A 22669-nucleotide genomic window follows, 5' to 3' on the forward strand; every position below is an offset into this window, starting at 1 on the left:
CATGTTCTTGTGACGTCTATGCTTAATTGTAGCGATTTATTCAGATTTGGCAAATACGTAATTTAAATCAACATATATTTGTCATATCATTTTCCTCGCTTTTTGCCCAAAAAAATAGAAAAAACTGCTAATGATTAGCAGTTTTTTTGAATATTATTTTGTTAATGCATGCTCGACTTTAATGCAGCGGTCCATAACAACCGTATATCCCTTTTCTTTAAGGAATGTATAGGCTTCTTCATTGATAAGACCAAGCTGGGCCCAAAAGATTTCTGCATCAATATCAGCAAATTCCTTTGCAACATCAAATAACTGTTCAGAACGACGGAATACGTTTACGATATCAATATGTCCTTCGATATCCTTTAGTGATGCGACGGCTTTTACACCGAGTACTTCCCCATCAATGGTAGGATTTACGGGGATAATTTCATAGCCTGCCTTTTGCATGGCTGCAGAAACCTGATAGGAGGTACGTTCAGGGTTATTGCTTAAACCTACAACAGCAATTCTTTTTGCTTTTTTTAAAATTGCCCCTAGTTCCTCGCGACTTGGGATTTCAACTGTCATCATACTCACTCCTAGCTTTTTTCTTTTATTTTACCGTTAATGGAGTTAAAAACATAATTTAACGCTTTTAAATTAAGGCTCTTTTCGTAAGCTTTGTTGCTCTCTGTACTTTTTTTATCCTGAATCAAATGCAACTTCGGACAGTGCAGGCGAAAAAAACAGAAACACTGTCAAAAGGCCGGGCAACTTTGGACAGAGTAAGCGAAAAAATAGAAACATTGTCAAATGATGTGAGACTACAATTGGTAAACATAAGTATGAATAACAACAATCTTTACGAAAACAGCATAAATTAAAAAAGCCCCTGCTTTAATCAGGAGCTAACGAGATTATTTATACGGAAACACCCTCTGGTTCGGTTGAAACAGCACACCTTGGCAGAGCAATTTGAAATTTGGTGCCATCGCTTGTATTCTCAACAGAAATTCGACCATCCATTTTCTCAAGGACCATTTTTGCTATATAATGGTCCAATCCGGATCCACCAGAACGGGTGGATAAATCCGGGTCAAATATCTTCTGAATATGAGCGGGATCGATACCACCTGAATTTTCAAAGACCTCTACAATTACGCATTCCTTTGATTCTTCTAATTTGATAACCAATTTGCGTTTTTTTATATTTTTATCCACAAAGGTATCTCGAAAGATTGAAAATAGAATGACCATGACCTGGCTAAATTCATTTGGATAACCATATCCGATATGTTGCCCCCTATATTCAAATGACACTTGGATATTATGATTTTTAAGGCTTGAGGAAAACATAGTTAATGCATCCTCAATCGAATCTCCAACAGAGAAGTAGCTTTTTTCGGTATTTAGCTGGTAAAACTTCCGTAAATCGTTCACTATACCGGACATTACATTTATTTGAGCCAAACCTTCCACTGTAAAGCGGTCAATATACTGATCATCAATTTCATTAAATTCACGTGCTTCTCTAACATCCTGAATTAATAGTGATAGACTATTTAGGGGTTGAAGCCATTGTTGCCCCATGCTCGAAATCATTTCACCTATTGCTGCAAATCTAGAATGTCGGATTAATAGAAGATCTTTTTGCCTGTTTTTTTCAAGTTCTTCCTGTATCCGTATTTCAAATTTTTGATTCCTCAAGTTATACTTTTCTGTTAGATCTTGATAATTACTTTCACTTGTTTTTAGCTGATTCATCAACTTACGAATCTTAGTAAAACACATGAACAATATTACCACCATTAAGGAAATGGTTAGGGATAGTGTTATATACAAAAATAACAATTGGACACCTTCTTAATGAGCTTTGCTGAATAATGTTACACGATTACGTCCATTCTTTTTTGACTCATGGAGAGCGATCTCTGCCTCGTTTAGTAATTCTATCTTTGATTTACAGTTTAAATATTCAGTAACTCCAAAGCTGCATGTCACCTTTCCAATACTTTTAAAATCAAAGGTCCCAATTAAAAAACGAAGGGACTCTGCAATATCAACAGCATCATCTGCTTTAGTATTCGGGAGCAAAAGGAAGAATTCATCAGTTCTCCCATGACCTAAAATATCCTTTTCTCTAATTCTCTGTTGGATAATGGTTGAAATGGTAGTTAACACTTCCTCACCTGCATTCTTGCCAAAACAATCAATAATCTTTTGAAAGAAGTCGATTTCCATTTTAATAATAGACAATGGGTACGTACCTTGTCTGGTACGTTTTATTTCATTTATCAGATATTCATGGAACTTTACACGATTTATACTATTTGGGAAGTAATCGATGGCAGCTACTTTGCTTTTAATTTCATTTTCCAATTGAATTTGGTTCACAGATGATTGTATGGCTTGAAAGAAATAATCTAAATTTATGGGCTTTAGGATGATATGATTCGAGTAACCCTTAATCATGTGAATAAAGATATCATTATCATCATGGTTAGTTGTTAGAATTACTTGTACTTTATCATTCATTTCTTTTATTCTTTGCACCATTTCTAACTGACTCATCTGATCCATTGTAATATCAACGATGATTATGTCAGGTTTATATTGCTGATAGAGCTTTATACCTTCTACACTGTTACTAGCAACAAAAAGCGTAGTAAAACGGCGCTTAAGAATACGAAAAAGCTTCTCACGAGAAAATTTTTCTTCTTCAACTAACAACACTTTAATATCAGGATATTGATAGGTTAAATATTGTGGGATATTTCTTGCCATATGATGATCACCTCTTTCTTCTTTTAATGAGAGTTATGTAAGAAAACCGACCCATTTGTTTGTCTGAAATCGGCCGGTTTTTGCTTGTTTATCTGATTTTATCTAAATTATATGGTCTCTATACATTGCTTTCAACGAGTTAACAAATGGTTTGAAAATTCTTCATATTTTTGTAATAAAATTGACTCTAATTGTTCTTAGTTACTTTGAAAAAAGCGGTTATTGCAAAAAAAAATAATCAAAGGAGTGCCACCCCTTTGACTATTTTTGCGTCACTGATCGATCAGCTAGTAGATTTAATGCTGTCCAAGCGGTTTGATCCCCAAATAATCGAGACCATGTACCAATCCCAGCGAGTTCATATTTGATCGCCAGCTCCGCTCGTTTATTCAATGAAAATTGATCCTCAATCCAAATTTTATAGGTTGCTTTTTCATTTGCTGCATAAAATTCTGCGTAGTTTTGGCCGCTTTCTTCATCATATTTTGGCTGTAGACCTTTTTCAGTCAGCCACGCTTTCACTTTATCCATCGCTAGTGCCTTTGAGGTTATTTCTACCGTACCATCTGCATTCATTTGTTCCTTCCAGAGTCTTGCATATAAGGGAACCCCAAGAATTAATTTTTCCTTTGGCACTTCTGTCAGAAGTATTTCAAGGTTTCGTTCCACCCATGGCAAACTCGCCACACTCCCTGATCCTGAAGAGGCGTTGGTATGCTCATCATATGCCATAACAATAAGGTAGTCGACAATTTGGGCTAGTTGTGGTCTTTCATAAAATGAAGACCAGTTGTTGTTAGCACCCGCTGAGAAGGTAATATCCATCGAAATGACAAGGCCTGCTTCGTGCAGGTATGGCGCTGCCTCTCTCATAAATTGAGTAACTAATGGTCCATCCTCAGGATTAACATTTTCAATATCAAAGTTCATCCCTTGAAGCTGATACATCTGACTAAAGTGAAGTAGTTGCCGGATGATCGTTGCTCTAGTATCAAAATCTTTGAATGCTTCGTGGGTCAATTGAGGATCAAAAGAATTTGAAAACACACCCCAAACCTGATATCCCTTCCCTTGTGCCCATTTACTATAATCAAGTGAGGCAAGGTTTTTAACTGCTCCATCATTGCTAGCAAGGGAGAACCATGTAGGTGAAATAACATTTAATCCAGTCATTTCTGGTATTTTCGACATGTCCGGATTCTTGGTATAGACGGCCTCCCAGGTTAACTGGATGGGTCCATTTATTTTAGGTATTTGAAATGACTTCCGCTCCTGCTTTATGGTAATCTTTACGTGATCCTCATTAGAGACATACTCTTTTTTAATATAGCCGCTAATACCGTTTGCTTTCCTAACTAAATAAAAATCGTCTTTTTCACCCTCGATGATGATCTCTTCTTTCGATTTCATGTCAGCGACATATGGTGACTGCCAGGTGGTCTTTGTGCGGAGTCTAAGCTTCTCTTTATTAATTTCCTTCTCTGTTAACCTACCAATCTCGTATTGATCGCCATCCTGTTGAATCCATAACGCATCACTTTCAGGTAATGTTTTATATTGAAGAGGGTAAAAAGAAAGGATTGGATCAAGGGCTATATACAGTTCTCCATTCTTTGTAAGAATGGGAGAAAGTTGTAAATTTACTGGCTTTTGATTCACATAATAACTTAGTGAATCAGTTGGCATTTGTACTACTTTATCTGTTGAAGTGAAAATAACGGATTTTGATTTCTCATCATAATGGATCGTGTCATCAATATTTTTTTTCACAAATGAAAGTGGCACATACAAAGTCTTTCCTTCAATAAGGGCATTTCCTTGTTGCTTTCCCATGAAAAGGATTGGATGCTGACCTTGAAAATAGGTCATTTTCTCTGTGGATGCAAATGGATAAAGTATAAGAAAAATAGAAGAAATAATAAGTAAAATAGTACTTATTAATCCGCCAATTATCCATTTAGTTGATAGTTTATTATTTTTTGTATATTCTAGACGCGCCATGTTTCCCTTCCTCCTTATTTCTATCCTAAGGTATCTTATTGCAATTGAGAAGGAATTTTTAGAGTCTCTTTCAGCCCTTTCTTCACTAATAATTAAAGTTAATCAAGAAAGCAATAGTGTTTTTTAATCAATACATGGTAAAATAAAAGAACTGGATCTTTTATCGAAGGAGAAATTTTGAATGGTTCAAATTATATTAGTCTTGATCCTTGCCTATTTGCTCGGCTCAATCCCCTCAGGGTTAATCATTGGTAAAACGTTTTATAAAACCGATATTCGTCAGCACGGAAGCGGAAATTTAGGAGGCACGAACACTTTTCGAACACTTGGAGTGAAAGCTGGAATTGCCGTTACTCTTGCTGATATTTTGAAAGGAACCTTAGCAGCTTCCTTACCCTACCTCTTTCAGGTAGACATTAACCCATTACTAGCTGGTGTCCTTGCTGTTATTGGTCACACTTACCCAATTTTTGCGGGATTCCGTGGAGGTAAAGCGGTTGCCACTTCAGGAGGAGTTTTACTACTCTGTGCTCCATTTATGTTTATCACAGTTTTGGTTGTCTTTTTTCTCAGTCTGTACATAACAAAATATGTTTCGTTATCCTCTATGATTGCAGGTCTCTGTGCAGTCATTTACGCACTGGTCATATGGAATGTCCCGTTACTAATTGCTGTAACGTTATTAGCATCATTTGTCATTTACCGCCACCGGGCAAATATTAAGAGGATCGTCAATAAGACAGAACCAAAAATTAAATGGCTATAAAGGAACCGAATCGGTTCTTTTATAGCCATTTTTCATAAAAATGTCGAAATCCCTTCAGTCATATCCCTTTTATTTCCTATAGAATAGAAGTAGGAATAAGCGTCAGTTCATGAGGGGGATAAAATTGCAAATTGTTAAACAAGAACTTATTTTTTCAACCGTTGTTTCAGAGAGCACTGATGTAAATGACTTTATTGTCGAGTTTATGAACCCTGAGGAAGGAACAGACTGTTCTCAGATAAAAGTTACTAGAAATTTTGAGGAATTACTTCAGTTTCTTGATGAATTAGAAGAGTCATAAAGATTTATTTTTAGAAAAAGGTTGACTTTTAATGGGCCAGCCTTTTTCCTACATTCTTAATAGATGGAATTTTTTATTTCCTAATACATCGTCAATATAATCGAGCTTTGTGTGATCGAAGTAAACAAACTCTTTTTCATGAATAAGGATAGTTAGGTCATCGAACTCAAAAGTAAGATCCCCTTGAATTTTCCGCTCTTCCAGAGACAGATTTAATTTTGGCCCACCTCAACCAATTCCCATGCTTAATCGGATATAAAGTATTTCATTCTCCGTCTTTTTTTCTTTGTTTATTGAATCCTGTAATATCTTATGAGCATTCCCTGTAATACGAAACATCAGATTCACGCCCCTATCTTCTTATTCTTTGTCCAAATAAAAATTTAAAAAATCATACTAATATATTATAGTATTATCAAGGAGTACGAAAATAATTTGCCTGAACAAGCTCATACAAGGAGAAATTTATGAGAAAGAAAGCTTTTATTACCTCTGTTTTAATTATTATTATTTGTACCACTCTTGCCTCTATTCTCTTCGTGAATGAGCAAAAAGTAAAAAACGAAAAGAAAAATTATCCTTCAAAAAATCATAGTACGCGGCCTTTCCAACTAACAAATCGAAAGCTGATTGAAAAAGTAACGATTGGAGCAATTGGGGATATACTGATCCACGATGTAGTCTACCAAGATGCCTTCAATGGAAAAGATTATTATTTCGATCCAATGTTTGAAAATATGAAAGCGCTATTAGAAAAACCAGACATTTTAACAGCAAATCAAGAAAGCATGCTAGGAGGCTTGGAACTGGGACTTTCAGGTTACCCTAATTTTAATAGTCCCCATGAGGTAGCTGATGCCCTCATTCATACAGGTGTCGATATCGTTTCAACCGCCAATAACCATACATTAGATAGAGGGTTTAAAGGAGTTCAATCAGAAGCTGCCTACTTACAAAGTATAGGATTACCATATGTGGGGAGCTTTATAGATGATAAGGATCAACAAAATTTAAGGATTATAAATAAAAATGGAATTAAAATCTGCTTCCTTTCTTACACATACGGAACAAATGGAATTCCCTTACCCAAAGGGAAGGATTTTCTTGTCAACTTGATTGACCGTGAGAAAATGAAGGGAGAAATCCATCGAGCAAGAAATGCAGCGGATATAGTCGTGATGAGCATCCATTGGGGGATTGAGTATCAACGAATTCCTACCAATAATCAAAAGGATTTAGCGCGTTTCTTGGCAAATGAAGGTGTGGATATCATATTTGGCTCTCATCCTCATGTCCTTCAACCTATGGAATGGCTCAACACAACTGATGGCAGGAAAGCATTTGTGGTTTATTCATTAGGCAACTTTATTTCTGCTCAGAATAATAATTATAAAGACATTGGCGGTTTAGCCACTATCGATGTAACTAAACAAATTACAGACAAAGGGACAACAATCGAAATTTCGAATCCACTCTTCTTTCCAACCTATGTCACTAGTCAAAAATATCACCACTTTAAGGTTGTTCCATTAGAGCATGCAGCAACATTTGGGCTTTCGAATGCAGATGCAAAATACAAGGAAATTCAACAACATATGAAACAATGGCTCCGTTAAGACGGGGCTTTTTTCTAATGAACAAATTGTGAGAAAGGAGAAATAGGTATGGACACTAGATACTCTAAAGGTTTGTTGTTAGGTGGATTATTTACTATTATGTCCTTCCTTTTTACAAGAAGTTTTTATTCGCTTTTTTTTATAATTCTTTTAGGTTTACTAATACTGGTTACTTTCTTTAAGGAAAACAACCGGCTATTTGTCTGGTTGATCGTTGCATTTTTTCTAGGTAATTTACTCATTGGCTACGTAGACCATTTTATCGGTGCGTACCCGCTATCGCCTTTTGCACTTGTATTAATAAGTCAATTGTTATGGACAATCCCAATTTTACTAATAACCTATGTGACAAAGAAATTCAATAAGCCTACTGGCTATTCTTACATAAGCTTAATAAGGAATTCACCCATTCAAATAACCAGCCAAGTCTCGATCTCCTTCTTTCAGCTTTTTTATTTCATACTAACGCTGCTTGTGTTAAGTGTAATTCTTGTCCTTGTAGTGAAGGCGGGAGAATGGACTATCTTAAAGATCAGTTTGATTCTACTATTTTCTGGATTGAATTCGCTTTTAGAAGAATTATTGTGGCGGGGAATATTATGTCCGCAGTTTATCCGAATGAGCAGCAAGCGTATGGGTATCTTACTAAGTAGTGCTGCTTATGGGCTATATACAACGATGTTTGGTTACTCGATAAAAATAAGTTTGTTCTATTTCCTATTGGGTGTTGTATTTGGCTTCGTCACTGTTAAATCAAAGAGTTTACTCCCTTCCTTTATTATTCATAGCATCATTACGATCCTTTTATTACTTCTTGGCTGGGTAGTTTTGCCGTTATAAAATTCGAATCATTCGATTCTCATCCGCTTTTCTTATATAATAAAATGATTAGCAGCTAGAAAGGAGTCTCTTACATGAATATACATATTACAAATGAGGCTGTAGCATGGTACAAAAGAGAACTAAGTCTTAAAAATGGTGATTATGTTCGCTTTTTTGCTCGGTACGGAGGATGCAGCACAGTACAAAGTGGTTTTTCTTTAGGAATCTCAACAGACGAACCCATAGATATTGGTACAAAAACTGAGGTTGACGGAATTGTCTTCTTTATTGAAGAAAAGGATGTATGGTTCTTTGATAATCATGATTTAACAATTGACTATCAAGAAACGTATGAAGAACCTATTTTTAACTATCATAAATAAAAAGCAATAGAGGTTGACTCATTGATGAGCCAGCCTCTATTTATTCACTCCATATATGCTCTGTTAAGCCCGCCCTTTGTAAAACTTCTTTACCCCTATCTCCAATTAAATCAAAATGAGAATACCCATCTTTTCTGTAATGAATCCATTCCTTTTTTAAACCATACCTTTTACCCCAGGCAGCAAGTTTTTCAAGATCTTGACAACCTACCTTAGTTACGGTATTTGCTCCCGGAAAGCGGTCATCCAGCCAATAATGAGTTAAAAAAGCAATTTCTCCCCTGTCAATTTTTCTTTTCCAATCTATAATTTCCTGTCTCTTAATACCGAATGCCACTACGTCACCCCAAACTTTAACTATCTAGGAAATAAGTGCTTTTTCGAAGAGCCCTCAGTTATTTTTTCTTTACTTCCTCATATTTTAAATACCATTCTGGGAAGGCTTTTTTAAAGGAGGTAGGTCTGAAATTATCCTTTTTAACAATAATATGCGTAGACTTTCCTTCTGCACATATTTCTTCGTTCCCATTAATAATCGTATATCCATAAATCGTTTTTATTCCATCGTTTAACTCTACCCACGTTTTAACAAAGGCCTTATCGCCATAGCGTAACGGTTTTTTGTAAGTGATTTGAATATCATATACGGGAGCATAGTAACCAGACTCTTCCATTGCTAAGTAATTATAGCCAAGATCTTCAATAAACCCTGTTCTGCCTAGCTCAAAAAACTTTAAATAATTTGCATGGTAAATGACACCCATCATATCTGTGTCTGCATAATAAAGTTGAATCTCCCTTGTTGAAATAAAAAAGTTCTCCACGGACAACGTTCCTCTCATTACTTTAATATTTTTTTATTTTACTTAAGGCTTCATTAACATCTTCTGCTTCAAGGAACATTGATTTTTCTATAAGTTCCTGATCCTGTTCTAAATTCATTAGCCGTGAAGCCTGTGCTTGAATCATTTCATCCACCACGTTTGTAGCAAAACGTCCGTTCCCTCTGGAATCTTCTGTTTCAATTGTCTCAAACAATCGCTTCTTTGCATCCTCAGTTAAGTGGTATTGAAAGCTTTCAGCATAAGTGGCCATAATTTCAAGTAGCTCTTCTGAAGAGTAATCAGGGAATAGGAAGTATTTTTTAAACCTTGAGCGAAGCCCTGGATTGCTCTCTAAGAGCTGATCCATTTCATTTGGGTAACCTGCTAAGACAACCACAAGGTTTTCGTTTTGCTTTGTCATTTCATCGACTAGTGTATCAATAACTTCTTTCCCGAAATCACTGTTTGAATGACTAAGAAGAGAATATGCTTCGTCAATGAATAACACACCACCTAGTGCTTCCTTAATCTTTTTCTTTGTTTTCCCGGCAGTTTGACCTACATAACCAGCAACAAAATCTGCCCTGCTAGCTACAATAAGGTGCCCTCGTTTTAGAATCCCGCATTCTTTTAAGTACTCAGCATAAATTTTAGCCACAGTTGTTTTACCTGTACCAGGATTTCCGGTAAATACAGAATGAAGTTGAATGGGTACTGTCGGTAATCCCTGTTTTCTTCTAAACTGTTGCATTTTTACAAACGATATTAATGATCTCATTTCTTCTTTTAAGGCGTTAAGACCAATGAGCTGGTCCAGTTTCTCCTGTGGTGAATCTGTGCTGTGCTCTTTTTCCAAACGAAAATCTTCTTTGTTAAGGAGCATATAATCTAAAAGATCATTTTCTACAGATTGCTTTTCTGACCCCTTTTTAAAAATGGCATCTAAAACAATATTTCGTGCTGTTCTCGCATTTCCAAAAGTTTCATCCACTCGTTCTTGTTCAAGCCGAAGCTCAATTTCGCTTTTTGATTCCTCAGTAAGAAGATAATCGTTGTCTAAGGCCACTTTTTCGGCTATCTGAATTAACTCATCGTTCGAATAATTAGGTAAATGGATAAAATTTGATTGAGGAAAACGGCTGCGTAATCCAGGATTGGCATCTATGAACGAGCGCATTTCTTCAGGATACCCAGCTAAAATGACCGCAAACCTTCCACCGTATTCACTTCCGGTCATCAGTGAAACCAGGGTATCAATGGCAGATTGACCATAATCATTTCCCGTTTGCCCCTCGCGTTTTAAGCTATAGGCTTCATCAATAAATAATACACCGCCAATGGACTTTTCAACGATAGATCGAACATTTTCCTCTGTTTGTCCTACAAAGCCCCCGACTAATTGCGAGCGGTCTGTCTCAATTACTTCTTCCCGTGGAAGGACGCCCAACTCATAATAAATTTTTGCCAATAAACGAGCAAGTGTTGTTTTACCAGTTCCGGGGTTTCCTGTTAGGATCATATTTAAACTTAGTTCATCTTTAACTTGAAAACCAAGCTCTTTACGTTGCTTCTGGTATTTTAGGAATCGGTAAAAATCATTCACGCGTTTTTTAACTAAATCCATTCCAATCATACTATTTAATTCATCCAATGCGTTTTCTGCTGTGATTTCCGAGGGTTGTTCTTCAAGAAATTGCTGCTCCCACGTTCTTTTTATTTCATCAACGTTGGCCATGTGCAATTTTAAATCCTCAAAAAAAGTAGATGTATGGAATACGCCGGTAATTGATTGATCATATTCTTTCGCTGCTTTTAACAGACTTCCTGTTTCCTCTATGGCAGTCAATAGTAATTCAGATAGTTTCTGGTATTTAAGAAAAAGCTGTTTATTCACCATCGTGGAAGCTATGTCTACTTTTGTTTGTAAATCCTTCAATTGTTCTTCTGATGCGTTTAAAAAGCTTTGGCAAATATCTATGTACTGCTCAGCTGTTTTTTTCTTGGCCGTACGGTTATCAGTTTCTCTTATAGGAGGGAACGAAAGTGTAGCCAGAAAATCCTTCATTTTCTTCCAGTCAGATTGAATGCTAAATTCCTTTGCCCTTTGGTTTTCAGGGTCAAGTTCGAGGGCTTTTGCATACCAAACAGCTGCTAAAGTATCCCCTTTATCCCGACCTTGCCTTGATCGTGCCCCGAGAGTTAAAAGCTTGGATAGGGATTTAGGATCCGTTTCCTGACTGATTGCACTAATAAGCTGACTTTCATTAGAAAGGTCACCGGTTTCGTTAAGTTCCTTTTCCCACTGTTTAATTTGTTCCGTATATGGAGTTCGTTGATTAGTTAGTTGTTTCAAGGTCATCACTTCTTTTTAAAAATTTCCCTTCTATCTTACCATAACAAGTCTAAGCAAAAGAAATATCCTGTACTAAGGAGGCAATATAGGTGAAAAAAGAACCTGTCCAAAAACGGAACAGGTTCTTCTTCTTAATCTTTAGCTTTGTTGATTTTGGGCTTCGTCTTTGATTTCTGAGCGGAATGAGTCGATACTTTCACGTCTCCGTTGATTTTTCGATTCGATTTGTTGGCGCTGTTGCTCACTGTCGGTAAAAGCAAGCGATTCTTCAGCCGCTTCCATATTTTCAATTGTATTATGAATCATTGATTGAAGTTTCTCTACATTATCGCTACGATCATCAGGATTTGGTTTGTTATTGTAGGCCATTGTCAAATTCCTCCTTAGAATGTTTTTACTACAGATATAGTTTGTAACGGTAGCAAAAAAATATCACAGAGAAAAAAATGAAATTTTAACATTAGCATAAAAAAGACCCACTGAATAGTAGGCCTTATCCATTCATCTATTATTCGCCCTTAGTTTGAATTACCTGAGCGTGTTTTCCTGAAGTATCATTCATTTTTTTTCCCTTATTCCCACTGAATCCACGTGGTTGTGTTCCAACATGGTCTGGTTGAAAACGTTTTGTTTGATATCCTTTACCCATAGTTGCTATCCCTCCTTAGTAACATTTTGTCCATAAGGATGGAAAACATAATTGGTAAACTTTTGAGGTTACTCAGCTTTTCCGAGACGCTTTTCTTCTAGGCGCTGTTCAATTTTTTCCATTGCAGCACGATCTTTTAATAGTTGTGATTTATTTTCTAAAACAAGTTCTGCAAATGAGCGTTTTCTAGGTTTTCTCATTAGTATCACCTTCCTTATTTCCTATTGTAACAGTTATTATGCCCGGAAACGGTTTCAATTATTACAACTTTTTGAAAATTAATTAAAAAGAGTTTTTTCTTTTATTTGATAGAAGGGAAAGAAAAAAGACATCGGCCAAAACCAATGTCTTCAGTACTATTTTAATTTTTCGGTAAAGTCCTTCATCACATCTAGGTTCATTGATCCCGTAAATTTATTTTTAATAACCCCTTTTGAGTTAATAAAATACGTGGTTGGGATAGATAATACCTGATAGGCTTCATTCACTTTGTCTTCAGCATCTAAGAGGACGGGGAAGGTAATCTTGTTTTCGTTAACAAAACCTTGGACATCCAGTTGTGGGTCAATGTTAACTGCAAGAATAACGACATCATCTCCAGCCTGCTTAGAAAATTGCTCCATTTCAGGCATTTCTGCTTTACATGGTGGACACCAGGTAGCCCAGAAGTTAAGCATAACTTTTTTCCCTTTTAAGTCGGAGAGCTTCACGGTTTCACCTGTTAATGTTTTTAATTCAAAATCGGGTGCTTTTGCTCCTATCGATAGACCTTCTTTATTAGCAGTAGCTTGACTGGTCGTTTCTGGTGCCTCTGTCTTTTTATCCATTGCTTGTACAATTGCTACTGTTAGGAGAGAAACCAAAACAACGGCAGCAATTATTTTCTTTATCATCCCCGACTCCTCCTTTTGTTTCTTAATCTGCTACATCGATTTTACACTATAAACTCAGTTGAAACAAAACTGGGATATGCCGAAACTGTGACAATTTTATAAACTTGTCTGTGTTAAAGAACATTGTTGATTTTTATACCCTGTTGATTGGAGTGGAAGGCACGAAGACTCCTGCGGGAGTAGCGGTCTCGGGAGACCCCGCAGGAGGAACGACGAGGAGGCTCCCGGAACGCCCGCGGAAAGCGAAGTGCCTGGAACGGAAATCAACAGACAACTTTAACATAGCCATAAACTTAAATGATAGGAAGGAAAAAAGGAAAAAGCAAGCACAAATGGCTTGCTTCCTACCTACAAATGTTTCTTTAACTCGTCCAATATATTTTTTGTTACGTTCTCAACAATCGTCTGAAGATCCTGTTTTGATAAGTTTTTTTCCATTGTAGGAATACGTTTCGTTGCATGAACTCCAAGTTCAGTATCAACACCAATGGGCGAATTTCCTTTTATACCCATTTTAGTTTTCATGTCAACTAAAGTTTGAACATGTTTCTTTGATAACTCCCGATCCCCGTTTAATTGCTTGGCGATCCAATTAATTTTCGCGGTAAATTCCATCGATTCCATTAGGAAATAGGCATGTTCAAGGTCTCTTCCCCATGTTAACGCTCCGTGGTTTTCTAATAAGACCCCTTGATGGTCGTACACATATTTCTTCACCGCATTTGGCACTTCTTCCGTTGAAGGGGTCCCATACTCTGCCACAGGAATGGTACCAAGATAGACTACAGACTCTGGCATTATGGCTTGATCTAAAGGGATTCCTGCTATAGCAAACGCAGTGGCATAGGGTGGATGTACATGCACAATAGCTTGTATGTCAGGCCTCTCTTGGTACACAAGCATATGCATTTTCATTTCAGAAGTCGGACGGTAGTCCCCCTCCAATACTTCACCCGCCGCATTCACTTTGACGATCACTTCTGGTGTCATAAAACCTTTACTAACACCTGTAGGGGTGATAAGAAATTCATCCTCACTAAGCCGAATCGAAATGTTTCCATCGTTTGCAGCAACAAACCCTTTGTCATAGATCCTTTTTCCAATTTCACAAATTTGTTTTTTATATTTAATTTCAGAAATCATGTACATACCCGCTTTCCACTTTTTTCATTTAAAAAGTTTTGGAAGCTCTTCTTGGTAATTTCCTGTTAGGATTCCCTTTTCTGTTATAATAGCTGTTACAAGCTCATGTGGCGTCACATCAAAAGCTGGATTAAATACCTTCACACCCTCGGGAGCCGTTCTTTTTCCAAAACCTTCAGTAATTTCAGCCGCCTCGCGTTCTTCAATCGGGATTTCATCCCCAGTTTTAGTTTCTAAATCGATTGTTGAAATAGGTGCAGCTACATAGAACGGGATATTATGGGCTTTAGCTAATAACGCTACTCCATAGGTTCCAATTTTATTTGCTATGTCACCATTCGCAGCTACTCGGTCACATCCCACAATAACTGCTTGCACCCAACCTTTTTGCATAACCATTGCAGCCATATTATCAGTGATTAGAGTGACATCAATTCCAGCTTGCATAAGTTCCCAGGCTGTCAAACGAGCACCCTGTAGAAGCGGTCTTGTTTCATCTGCAAATACTTTGATATTCCAACCTTTTTCTTTTGCCAGGTATAGGGGTGCTAGAGCTGTTCCATATCTTGCGGTTGCAATTCCGCCTGCATTACAATGGGTAAGGACGCCCATTCCATCATTTAATAGTGTTAACGCATGTTCTCCGATTGTTCGGCAAACCTCTTCGTCCTCATTACGGATGGTATGTGCTTCATTTTCGAGTGCAGCTTTTATTTGTTGAACAGGTTGGTCTTTCTCTTTTTGTGCACGCTCATCCATCCGCTTTAACGCCCAAAATAAGTTGACCGCAGTTGGCCGTGAGGTAGCTAAATAATCAGCTTGCTTTTTAAAATAAGTATAAAAATCGTCGAAGGAATTCTCAGGCGCATCCTTTATTCCCACTACTAGTCCATAAGCAGCGGCTATTCCGATTGCCGGTGCACCACGAACCTTTAATTGTTTAATGGCGTCCCATGCATCTTCAATTTTAGTAATTTCAAGAAATTCTGTAACATTTGGAATTTTGGTTTGATCTAATATTTTTAATATCCCATTATCATAAGATACGGATTGTAAAAAAGCGTGTTCCATAAAAAACATCTCCTCATTGTTCACTCAGAAGTATTGTATTTTTAAAAGTACTACTACCTTTGTAATTTTAACAATATTCATGACATATGCAATACTTTCATAATTGAAAATTAGATTTCTTATCATTAACAGAATTATCAAGAAATTTGTTAAGATGAAGTATGTGAGAGGAGATGATTATTTTTGAAAATACTAGTTTTAGGCGGAAGCAGATTTTTAGGGAGAACATTCGTTGAAGAAGCATTATCTCAAAATCATGAAGTTACGATTTTTAATCGTGGGTATCAAAACGTAGGTCTTAAGGATGTTGAAATCATTACTGGCGATCGGTTTGGAGACTTGTGCGAGCTTAAAAACCGCTATTGGGATACGGTTTTGGATACTAGCGGTTTTATTCCTTCTACCGTAAAAAAATCAACTGAGTTATTAAAGGATCATGTTAACCAGTATTCATTTATTTCCAGTATCTCCGTATATCAGGACTGGGTACCAGAAAATTTAGATGAAACCTATCCTGTGTTAGACATGTCTTTTGAGAAATCAAATGAGCTTTCAAAGGATGTGAATGGTCCTGTTTATGAGTATTACGGACATTTTAAAGCATTATGCGAAAGGATTGCAGAAATGAATATGCCTGGCAGAGTATTGAATGTACGAGCTGGGCAATTAATTGGTCCTAATGACTATACAGATCGTATTCCTTATTGGGTACATAGGGTGGCAAAGGGTGGAAACGTGTTAGTGCCCGGAAATGAGAACCGACGAGTACAGCTAATAGATAACAAAGACCTTTCGAAGTGGATTTTGAAGATGATGACAGATAGTACCTCTGGAACGTTTAATGCAACAGGACCTGATTATCCTCTAACGATGAAACAATTCATAGACGCATGCTTAAGAGTTACTGGTTCTGATGCTGAAATTGTATGGGCTGATGAGGAGTTCCTGCTTGAACAAAAGGTTGCACCTTGGACTGAAATGCCTTTATGGGTTCCAGAAAATGCCCCACTATCTCCTGAACTTGAAAAGCCTTGGAAGGGTACTTTTTCAATCAATAATAATAAGGCAGTGAAAAGTGGACTTACGTTCAGGATGCTGGACGAGAGCATATCGGATATTTATGAGTGGGAAAAGACTCGACATATAGCTCAGGATGAGTGGAAATCAGGAATGCGAGCAGAAAGAGAGAAAGAGCTACTTTCGTTAATGGCTAAAAATTAAGGGAAATTGTGGTACGCAAATAAAAGGATGCTTTACGCAAATAAAGGGCGATTTATCGCAAATAAAAGCATGTTTTACGCAAATAAAATATACTTTTTCGCAAATAAGAATGAAGTTACCGCAAATAAACTATGAAAAAAACCTGAAGAGAGCATATATTTAGGCTCTCTTCAGGTTTTTAGTTGTTAAAATTTCGTTTTTGTTTAAGAAGTTCATTGAATTCCTGGTCTAAAACAAGATATTTCGAATCTTTTTGATCGATCGTTGATAATTCACCCAGAATAGAAGCAATTCTGTTTTCAATAATTAAAAGTTGTTCCTTAGAACTTTGTCCCCCCTTCTCATTTTTATTTAAATACTCCTCAGGCTTCATTTCCACTCGCTTTATTTGTTTGCCTTCAAACACCAACAATCGATCACACAGTTTATTAAGAAAATAATAATCATGTGACACAGTAATTATTGTCCCAGTAAAATCAGCTAACGTCCTTTCAAGCTGCTCTCTACTAGGTAAATCCAAGTGATTGGTAGGCTCATCTAAAATGAGAACATCATATTCCTTCATTAACATCTCCACAAGCTTGACTCTCGTCCGTTCTCCTAAGCTTAATGTAGAAATAGGCTTTGTAATAAAAGCTTCCTTTAACCCTAAATTGGCAAGCAAAGTCCTAGCCTTAAGAATACTTTCCCTATCTGTAAAATCCAAGGCCTCGATCGCCGTTTTTTCTACTGGCAAGTCAGCTACATCCTGGCTCAAATAGGCAATCTGTATAGAGTCACTCCTCCACAGTTCCCCAAATGAGACGCTCTCCTGATCTAATATCATTTTTAGTAAAGTTGACTTCCCACAGCCATTTTCACCTAACAGTCCAATCCGTTCTCCATGATTAATGTAGAATTGGGTTTCATGAAAAAGAGTACCGTCTGTGAAACCTTTTCCAAGATTCTTTGCCTCAATAATTCGTCTCCCTCTTTTTCCTTGATTCTCAAATTGAAATCTAACTGCTGCTTCGTCAAGCGGTTTCTCAATCTTATTTTTCTCTAATTCATTCTGCAACCGTTTCATTTTAGATTTGACTTGATTATCTCTTTTTTTCGCTTTTGCTCGGTGGTATTCCTTATATCCGTGATCCCTACTTTGCTTGGTTGAGGTCTGGTGTGCCTTATCAGACCAAGACTTTAGCTGTTCCATTTGCTTTTCAACTGATTCTATTTGACTTTGTTGTACATTATATTGGTGCCGGTGCGCCTCCATTCGTTGTTGTTTTTCTTTCCGGTAGTTGCTGTAGTTCCCATTGTAAAAATGAATCTTACTATTTTCTAATTCAAATATACGTTTAACCGTTCTGTCTAAAAAATGTCGGTCATGGGAGATAATCAAAACTGGCCCATGGAATTTTTCTAATTCGGACACCAGCCATTCAATCCCTGTAAAATCTAAATGATTAGTGGGTTCATCTAGAATTAAGAAATCTGGTTTGGATGACCAAATCATAGATAAGGCAAGCTTTAATTTTTCTCCACCGCTTAGATGGGATAGGCGTGTTTCCTCCCAATCATAGACTTTCTTGAGCCCAAGCTCTTTCGTATGCTGGTACATCGTATTATTGGCACTCCCGAATATTGACTCGTGAAAATCGTTCATTTCATAATCAATCGATTGCGAAAGGTACCCAATTTTTAAATCCTCTCGCTTTTCGATGTGTCCTTGATCAGGTAGTATTTTTCCGAAGAGAATATTTGCCAAAGTTGTTTTTCCAGTGCCATTATAGCCAACCAGACCGATTCTTTCCCCGTTTTTGATTTCAAAATGAATCTGGTCTAATACCTTTCGTAATTGAAAGTTTTTATCTAAACCAGTAACTTTTAATATTGTTTTTTGATTTATAAGCATAAAAAAACTCCCTTCAATGAACCTGAAAGAGAGATTTATGTCTAAAAATATCATGAATTCCCGTAAAAACGAGACAACAAATAAACCTGTTTAAAGGTTTGCATTGTTATACATGTACGATCAGGACATAAAAAAGGACAGATTAATCCTATTCTTCAGGTTCAACATTTTTCGTTTTTCGAATCATGTACTGAAAAATAAGATTATAACTTCATCGGTACTTAATCATTCCTTTTCGTTTGTTAGATTCATTTTATTAGAGGTTCATTGATATTGTCAAACACTTCCTACGAAAGATGGAGAAAAAACACCATGCCAATTGGCATGGTGTTTTTTTATTAAGCTTGTAATTTTTCACGTAGAACCATTGGTAGAATTCCACCGTGACGATAGTAGTCAATTTCAACTTCAGAATCGAAACGAACAAGAACTTCGAATTCTTTCTTGTTACCAGCTTCGTCAGTAGCTGTAACTTTTAGAAGATCACGTGGTCTTACATTTTCGTCTACTTGTACTTCAAATGTCTCTTTACCAGTTAATCCAAGAGTTTCAGCGCTATCGCCATCCTTGAATTGAAGTGGAAGCACACCCATTAATACTAGGTTTGAACGGTGGATACGCTCGAAGCTTTCTGCAAGGACAGTTTTAATACCTAAAAGGTTTGTTCCTTTAGCAGCCCAGTCACGAGATGAGCCCATTCCGTAATCTTTACCAGCAAGAACCATTAGTCCAGTGCCATTTTCTTTGTACTTCATGCAAGCATCGTAAATGGAAGTAACTTCGCCTGTTGGCCAGTAAGTTGTGAAACCACCTTCTGTACCAGGTGCGATTTGGTTACGGATACGAATGTTTGCAAACGTTCCACGCATCATAACTTCGTGGTTACCACGACGGGAACCGTAAGAGTTAAAATCACGCGGTTGAACGCCTTTTTCTAATAGGTATTTACCAGCTGGAGTATTTTTACCAATTGCTCCTGCAGGTGAAATGTGGTCCGTTGTAACAGAGTCACCAAACTTCCCAACAACACGAAGTCCTGCTAAAGGTTCAACCGTACCAGGTTCTGGTGATAAACCTTCAAAGAATGGTGGGTTAGCAATATAAGTTGAATCTTCATCCCAAGTGTATAATGGCTCATTGCTAGTTTTAATTTCGTTCCAACGTTCGTTATCACCGAACACATTCTCGTATTCTCTACGGAATAATTCAGGAGTGACAGTACGTTTAACTACATCATTTACTTCAGCAGTTGATGGCCAAATATCCTTGAAGAATACATCGTTACCGTCTTTATCTTTACCAATTGCTTCAGAGCCGAAATCAATATTAACTGTTCCAGCAAGGGCATATGCAACCACAAGTGGTGGAGAAGCAAGGTAGTTAGCTTTTACAAGCGGGTGAATACGGCCTTCAAAGTTACGGTTACCTGAAAGAACAGATGTAACTAAAAGATCGTTTTCAGCGATAGTTTTTTCGATTTCTTCTTTTAATGGACCGGAGTTACCGATACATGTTGTACAGCCGTAACCAACAAGGTTAAAACCAATTTGTTCTAAATATGGAAGTAAACCAGAATCACGAAGGTATCCAGTTACAACCTTTGAACCAGGTGCTAAAGAAGTTTTTACAAATTTAGGAACTTCCATTCCAAGCTCAACAGCCTTCTTCGCAACAAGTCCTGCTCCAACAAGAACATATGGGTTGGAAGTATTTGTACAGCTAGTGATAGAAGCAATCGCAACTGCACCTGTTTTAATGGCAGCTTCATCACCGTTATTGAATTTAATTGTTGCTTCTTTTGCAAGTTCGTCAGCATGTAAACCGAAACCTTGGTTTCCTTGTGGTGCAGAAACAGCTTTTGTGAATTCCTCTTTCATTTTTGAAAGTGGAATTAAATCTTGCGGACGCTTAGGACCAGAAAGATTTGGTTCAATTACTGAAAGATCAATTTCAACCACATTTGAATAAACAGGTTCAAAAGATGCATCAAAGAACAAGCTATTTGCTTTGCAATACTGTTCAACAACATGAATTTGTTCTTCTTCACGGCCAGTTAAGCGTAAGTACTCAATTGCTTCACCGTCAACCGGGAAGAAACCGCAAGTAGCACCATATTCAGGGGCCATGTTGGCAATAGTTGCACGGTCAGCAAGTGGAAGTACTGATACACCAGGTCCAAAGAATTCAACAAATTTACCAACTACTCCATTACTGCGAAGTACTTGAGTAACTTTTAAAGCTAAATCAGTTGCAGTAGCTCCGTTTGGAAGCTCACCAGTTAATTTAACCCCTACTACTTCAGGAACAGGGAAATATGAAGGCTGTCCAAGCATACCTGCTTCTGCTTCGATACCACCTACGCCCCATCCTAGAACACCAAGACCGTTAATCATGGTAGTATGTGAATCAGTTCCTACTAATGTATCTGGATATGCTTCAAGTTCGCCGTCAGTTTCAGCAACATGAACAACGTCTGCTAAGTATTCAAGGTTTACTTGATGAACGATACCAGTTGCTGGTGGAACTGCACGGTAGTTATTGAATGACTTTTGAGCCCAACTTAAGAATTGGTAGCGCTCTGCGTTACGTTCGAATTCTAGATCCATGTTTACTTTTAATGAATCAGCTGAACCATATGCATCAACTTGTACAGAGTGGTCAATAACAAGATCAACTGTTTTTTCAGGGTTGATTTTATCTGGATCTCCACCAAGGTCAGCCATTGCTTTTCTTAAAGAAGCAAGGTCTACTACTGCTGGAACACCAGTGAAGTCTTGGAGGATAACACGTGAAGGCTTAAATGGTACATCCACCTCATTAAGCTCTGCTGTTCCCCATTTTGCTAAGTTTTCAACATGCTCTTTTGTGATTACACGGCCATCATATTGGCGTAAAACAGATTCAAGTAATACTTTTACAGAATAAGGCAATTTGGTAACATTACCAATGCCTGCTTCTTCCAATGCTGCTAAACGGTAATAGTGGTAGCGTTTGCCGTTTACTTCAAAAGAAGAACGCGCATTAAATACATCATTTTTTACCATGTGTAAAAACCCCCTCGTTCGTCATCATAATACAAGTTTAATGAAAAGTCGAAAAGTTTGAATTTTCCCATCCATCTTCACTTTTCTCACAATTCTAATCTTAATACAACCTTTTACATAAGTAAATAACAAGAAAGTTATTGTGATTGATAAGTTTTTCTTATGTTTTTTTATGTATTTTGTTCGGAATATTTCGAAAATCTTATTGGTCATAAGTGAATTCAGAAATCGTGAAAATCAAATTTTTCGTTAATATTATCTCAAAAAACCAATTGATTGTCATTTTTCAACGTCTAAAGGAAATAGTAACACTATCAGGAGGTGAGTAAAAGATGGCGAAACGCAAGTCAAACCATGTCATTCCTGGTGCCAATGCTGCTAAGGGACAAGGAAATGGTGCCGGATTTAATGAGGAACTAGCAAGTGAACAAGGATTAAGTGTAAAAGAAAAAATGAACAATAAAAAGCGGAAGAAAAATCAATAAAAAAAGGGGTCTCGTCCACTGAAGCAGTGGGACGAGACCCCTTTTTTGTTTAATGCCTTATTCAGTCTGATTTACTTCGGCTACAATACTTTGTAAATCTTGCTGGAATCGCTCTAATTGTGCACGTTGATGTTCAGATGCAACTTCCAAAGCATTTTCAATTTGCTGATATGCTTCATTTACTTCGTTCTTTAGATGCTTTAGTTGGTGGCCATAATTGGCACTATCATTTACAATTTGATTAAAAAATCCTTGTACCTCTTCATATCCTTGCTGTGCTGCCTGAAATGCCTGTTGCTTGTCCTTGTTGTAAGGATATTTCTGCATTGTCTTTTTCACTCCTTAATTTTGTTTACCGTTAAATTGCACAGAAGAACAAAATTTATTCAGCATAAAAAGACTTAATCCTTGCATCCTAATATGTAGGAGGGATGAAA

General features: G+C 37.1%; 23 protein-coding genes. 7 read left to right on the forward strand and 16 right to left on the reverse strand.

Annotated features, from left to right (window positions below; translation table 11 throughout):
* Positions 1 to 153: 153 nt before the first annotated feature.
* From AC3A54_RS10560 to AC3A54_RS10575, 4 genes are all read right to left on the reverse strand, one after another.
* Positions 154 to 570, reverse strand: a complete 417-nt coding sequence (locus AC3A54_RS10560) for a CoA-binding protein (RefSeq protein ID WP_487654432.1) — start codon at positions 568 to 570, stop codon at positions 154 to 156.
* Between the two features lie 333 nt (positions 571 to 903).
* Positions 904 to 1773, reverse strand: coding sequence for a sensor histidine kinase (locus AC3A54_RS10565; RefSeq protein ID WP_487654433.1), 870 nt, complete (start codon positions 1771 to 1773; stop codon positions 904 to 906).
* A gap of 72 nt (positions 1774 to 1845) precedes the next feature.
* Positions 1846 to 2766 carry a diguanylate cyclase gene (locus AC3A54_RS10570; RefSeq protein ID WP_487654434.1) on the reverse strand — a complete coding sequence of 307 codons (921 nt, stop codon included), beginning with the start codon at positions 2764 to 2766 and terminating at the stop codon, positions 1846 to 1848.
* A 261-nt stretch (positions 2767 to 3027) separates the two neighbouring features.
* Positions 3028 to 4767, reverse strand: a complete 1740-nt coding sequence (locus tag AC3A54_RS10575; RefSeq protein ID WP_487654435.1) for a glycosyl hydrolase family 18 protein — start codon at positions 4765 to 4767, stop codon at positions 3028 to 3030.
* A gap of 181 nt (positions 4768 to 4948) precedes the next feature.
* Here AC3A54_RS10575 and plsY point away from each other — a divergent pair, with 181 nt between their 5' ends.
* The 5 genes from plsY to AC3A54_RS10600 all read left to right on the forward strand — a co-directional run bounded on the left by plsY (position 4949) and on the right by AC3A54_RS10600 (position 8655).
* A complete protein-coding gene (plsY, locus tag AC3A54_RS10580) occupies positions 4949 to 5533 on the forward strand; it encodes a glycerol-3-phosphate 1-O-acyltransferase PlsY (RefSeq protein WP_487654436.1) in 585 nt (194 codons plus the stop codon).
* Between the two features lie 124 nt (positions 5534 to 5657).
* Entirely contained in the window at positions 5658 to 5834 is a 177-nt protein-coding gene (locus AC3A54_RS10585) for a hypothetical protein (protein WP_487654437.1), read from the forward strand.
* 467 nt (positions 5835 to 6301) lie between these two features.
* Positions 6302 to 7450, forward strand: a complete 1149-nt coding sequence (locus tag AC3A54_RS10590; RefSeq protein WP_487654438.1) for a CapA family protein — start codon at positions 6302 to 6304, stop codon at positions 7448 to 7450.
* Positions 7451 to 7498: 48 nt separating this feature from the next.
* Positions 7499 to 8290, forward strand: a complete 792-nt coding sequence (locus AC3A54_RS10595) for a CPBP family intramembrane glutamic endopeptidase (RefSeq protein ID WP_487654439.1) — start codon at positions 7499 to 7501, stop codon at positions 8288 to 8290.
* A gap of 74 nt (positions 8291 to 8364) precedes the next feature.
* The gene (locus tag AC3A54_RS10600; protein ID WP_487654440.1) at positions 8365 to 8655 is read left to right on the forward strand and encodes a HesB/YadR/YfhF family protein; all 291 of its coding nucleotides are present in this window, start codon (positions 8365 to 8367) and stop codon (positions 8653 to 8655) included.
* A 40-nt stretch (positions 8656 to 8695) separates the two neighbouring features.
* Here AC3A54_RS10600 and AC3A54_RS10605 read toward each other — a convergent pair whose 3' ends face one another.
* The 9 genes from AC3A54_RS10605 to mtnA all read right to left on the reverse strand — a co-directional run bounded on the left by AC3A54_RS10605 (position 8696) and on the right by mtnA (position 15588).
* Positions 8696 to 8992 (reverse strand): hypothetical protein, encoded by a 297-nt coding sequence (locus tag AC3A54_RS10605; RefSeq protein WP_335546643.1) that lies wholly within the window; start codon positions 8990 to 8992, stop codon positions 8696 to 8698.
* Between the two features lie 58 nt (positions 8993 to 9050).
* A complete protein-coding gene (locus AC3A54_RS10610; protein WP_374121050.1) occupies positions 9051 to 9479 on the reverse strand; it encodes an acyl-CoA thioesterase in 429 nt (142 codons plus the stop codon).
* A 22-nt stretch (positions 9480 to 9501) separates the two neighbouring features.
* On the reverse strand, positions 9502 to 11838 hold the full coding sequence (locus tag AC3A54_RS10615) for an AAA family ATPase (RefSeq protein ID WP_487654441.1): 2337 nt from the start codon (positions 11836 to 11838) through the stop codon (positions 9502 to 9504).
* A 132-nt stretch (positions 11839 to 11970) separates the two neighbouring features.
* On the reverse strand, positions 11971 to 12201 hold the full coding sequence (gene tlp / locus AC3A54_RS10620) for a small acid-soluble spore protein Tlp (RefSeq protein WP_308084033.1): 231 nt from the start codon (positions 12199 to 12201) through the stop codon (positions 11971 to 11973).
* A gap of 139 nt (positions 12202 to 12340) precedes the next feature.
* Positions 12341 to 12481, reverse strand: a complete 141-nt coding sequence (locus tag AC3A54_RS10625; protein ID WP_335527850.1) for an acid-soluble spore protein N — start codon at positions 12479 to 12481, stop codon at positions 12341 to 12343.
* A gap of 68 nt (positions 12482 to 12549) precedes the next feature.
* Positions 12550 to 12681, reverse strand: coding sequence for an FbpB family small basic protein (locus AC3A54_RS10630; RefSeq protein ID WP_160723454.1), 132 nt, complete (start codon positions 12679 to 12681; stop codon positions 12550 to 12552).
* A 156-nt stretch (positions 12682 to 12837) separates the two neighbouring features.
* The gene (locus AC3A54_RS10635; protein ID WP_308084035.1) at positions 12838 to 13374 is read right to left on the reverse strand and encodes a redoxin domain-containing protein; all 537 of its coding nucleotides are present in this window, start codon (positions 13372 to 13374) and stop codon (positions 12838 to 12840) included.
* 348 nt (positions 13375 to 13722) lie between these two features.
* The gene (locus AC3A54_RS10640; protein WP_487654442.1) at positions 13723 to 14517 is read right to left on the reverse strand and encodes a class II aldolase/adducin family protein; all 795 of its coding nucleotides are present in this window, start codon (positions 14515 to 14517) and stop codon (positions 13723 to 13725) included.
* A gap of 24 nt (positions 14518 to 14541) precedes the next feature.
* A complete protein-coding gene (mtnA, locus tag AC3A54_RS10645; protein ID WP_487654443.1) occupies positions 14542 to 15588 on the reverse strand; it encodes an S-methyl-5-thioribose-1-phosphate isomerase in 1047 nt (348 codons plus the stop codon).
* A gap of 183 nt (positions 15589 to 15771) precedes the next feature.
* Between mtnA and AC3A54_RS10650 the strand changes: the two genes are divergently transcribed.
* Positions 15772 to 16809: an NAD-dependent epimerase/dehydratase family protein gene (locus tag AC3A54_RS10650; protein WP_487654444.1), complete on the forward strand. Its 1038-nt coding sequence runs from the start codon at positions 15772 to 15774 to the stop codon at positions 16807 to 16809.
* Positions 16810 to 16987: 178 nt separating this feature from the next.
* On the opposite strand, the gene abc-f is transcribed toward AC3A54_RS10650, so the two are convergent.
* Together abc-f and acnA are read right to left on the reverse strand one after the other, a co-directional pair.
* Positions 16988 to 18703: a ribosomal protection-like ABC-F family protein gene (gene abc-f / locus AC3A54_RS10655; RefSeq protein ID WP_487654445.1), complete on the reverse strand. Its 1716-nt coding sequence runs from the start codon at positions 18701 to 18703 to the stop codon at positions 16988 to 16990.
* Positions 18704 to 19041: 338 nt separating this feature from the next.
* Positions 19042 to 21747 (reverse strand): aconitate hydratase AcnA, encoded by a 2706-nt coding sequence (gene acnA / locus AC3A54_RS10660; protein WP_487654446.1) that lies wholly within the window; start codon positions 21745 to 21747, stop codon positions 19042 to 19044.
* Positions 21748 to 22079: 332 nt separating this feature from the next.
* Here acnA and sspO point away from each other — a divergent pair, with 332 nt between their 5' ends.
* Positions 22080 to 22232 (forward strand): small acid-soluble spore protein SspO, encoded by a 153-nt coding sequence (sspO, locus tag AC3A54_RS10665; RefSeq protein WP_307287702.1) that lies wholly within the window; start codon positions 22080 to 22082, stop codon positions 22230 to 22232.
* 57 nt (positions 22233 to 22289) lie between these two features.
* On the opposite strand, the gene AC3A54_RS10670 is transcribed toward sspO, so the two are convergent.
* Positions 22290 to 22559: a hypothetical protein gene (locus AC3A54_RS10670; protein WP_308084042.1), complete on the reverse strand. Its 270-nt coding sequence runs from the start codon at positions 22557 to 22559 to the stop codon at positions 22290 to 22292.
* Positions 22560 to 22669 lie beyond the last annotated feature (110 nt).

Source organism: Neobacillus sp. Soil_C_43, assembly GCF_057656715.1.

What these genes read in the sequence shown, in the direction of transcription:
- AC3A54_RS10560 (WP_487654432.1), bottom strand. Translation starts at nt 570, where the DNA reads ATGACAGTTGAAATCCCAAGTCGCGAGGAACTAGGGGCAATTTTAAAA.
- AC3A54_RS10565 (WP_487654433.1), bottom strand. Translation starts at nt 1,773, where the DNA reads ATGTGTTTTACTAAGATTCGTAAGTTGATGAATCAGCTAAAAACAAGT.
- AC3A54_RS10570 (WP_487654434.1), bottom strand. Translation starts at nt 2,766, where the DNA reads ATGGCAAGAAATATCCCACAATATTTAACCTATCAATATCCTGATATT.
- AC3A54_RS10575 (WP_487654435.1), bottom strand. Translation starts at nt 4,767, where the DNA reads ATGGCGCGTCTAGAATATACAAAAAATAATAAACTATCAACTAAATGG.
- plsY (WP_487654436.1), top strand. Translation starts at nt 4,949, where the DNA reads ATGGTTCAAATTATATTAGTCTTGATCCTTGCCTATTTGCTCGGCTCA.
- AC3A54_RS10590 (WP_487654438.1), top strand. Translation starts at nt 6,302, where the DNA reads ATGAGAAAGAAAGCTTTTATTACCTCTGTTTTAATTATTATTATTTGT.
- AC3A54_RS10595 (WP_487654439.1), top strand. Translation starts at nt 7,499, where the DNA reads ATGGACACTAGATACTCTAAAGGTTTGTTGTTAGGTGGATTATTTACT.
- AC3A54_RS10600 (WP_487654440.1), top strand. Translation starts at nt 8,365, where the DNA reads ATGAATATACATATTACAAATGAGGCTGTAGCATGGTACAAAAGAGAA.
- AC3A54_RS10615 (WP_487654441.1), bottom strand. Translation starts at nt 11,838, where the DNA reads ATGACCTTGAAACAACTAACTAATCAACGAACTCCATATACGGAACAA.
- tlp (WP_308084033.1), bottom strand. Translation starts at nt 12,201, where the DNA reads ATGGCCTACAATAACAAACCAAATCCTGATGATCGTAGCGATAATGTA.
- AC3A54_RS10625 (WP_335527850.1), bottom strand. Translation starts at nt 12,481, where the DNA reads ATGGGTAAAGGATATCAAACAAAACGTTTTCAACCAGACCATGTTGGA.
- AC3A54_RS10630 (WP_160723454.1), bottom strand. Translation starts at nt 12,681, where the DNA reads ATGAGAAAACCTAGAAAACGCTCATTTGCAGAACTTGTTTTAGAAAAT.
- AC3A54_RS10635 (WP_308084035.1), bottom strand. Translation starts at nt 13,374, where the DNA reads ATGATAAAGAAAATAATTGCTGCCGTTGTTTTGGTTTCTCTCCTAACA.
- AC3A54_RS10640 (WP_487654442.1), bottom strand. Translation starts at nt 14,517, where the DNA reads ATGATTTCTGAAATTAAATATAAAAAACAAATTTGTGAAATTGGAAAA.
- mtnA (WP_487654443.1), bottom strand. Translation starts at nt 15,588, where the DNA reads ATGGAACACGCTTTTTTACAATCCGTATCTTATGATAATGGGATATTA.
- abc-f (WP_487654445.1), bottom strand. Translation starts at nt 18,703, where the DNA reads ATGCTTATAAATCAAAAAACAATATTAAAAGTTACTGGTTTAGATAAA.
- acnA (WP_487654446.1), bottom strand. Translation starts at nt 21,747, where the DNA reads ATGGTAAAAAATGATGTATTTAATGCGCGTTCTTCTTTTGAAGTAAAC.
- sspO (WP_307287702.1), top strand. Translation starts at nt 22,080, where the DNA reads ATGGCGAAACGCAAGTCAAACCATGTCATTCCTGGTGCCAATGCTGCT.
- AC3A54_RS10670 (WP_308084042.1), bottom strand. Translation starts at nt 22,559, where the DNA reads ATGCAGAAATATCCTTACAACAAGGACAAGCAACAGGCATTTCAGGCA.